Genomic DNA, 484 nt, shown 5'->3' with positions numbered 1-484 from the left:
CTCCCGTACAACTGTTTGTAGCTTTTTATGAATGATTGAAAAATAAGCTGCCATTCTACACGAAGTTCTGCTTCCAACAACTGACGAGTAAAACTGATGAAGCTGGTTCCTTGAATCAACGGATGGTGCCTGCGTTCTTCATGTAAGGTTTTGAATACGACATAGGCAAGAAGCGCCGCATAGAGCTGGTTAAACACAGCGTTTTCTGTCGTGCCAAATAACGTTGGGATATTCAGATGCTGCTTGATCCAGCGAAAAAAGACTTCAATGGCCCATCGGGCCTGATACATCGAAGCAATCGTCTCTGCATCCATATGATATAGATTCGTAACCACACGCATGACGTTTCCCTGTGGGTCTGTGAACTCTACGATACGATGCCGATGTTCAGAACGCTTTTGTGGCGTACCAACCTGACAGGTAAAATCGGCAATCACATTTGAACCTGGCTCTATAAGCCGACGAAGCGATTTCTTCTTTGTCA

1 protein-coding gene is annotated in these 484 nt (G+C 44.8%); it reads right to left on the bottom strand.

The features are described 5' to 3' along the window. Nucleotides 1-484: transposase (locus AB3351_RS23565; protein WP_371149549.1), on the bottom strand; the 484-nt coding region annotated here is incomplete at both ends.

The sequence above is a fragment of the Aneurinibacillus sp. REN35 genome, from assembly GCF_041379945.2.
Classification (GTDB): Bacteria; Bacillota; Bacilli; order Aneurinibacillales; family Aneurinibacillaceae; genus Aneurinibacillus.
Note: the sequence above shows the minus strand (reverse complement) of the source record. Positions and strands in the feature narration are given on the sequence as shown.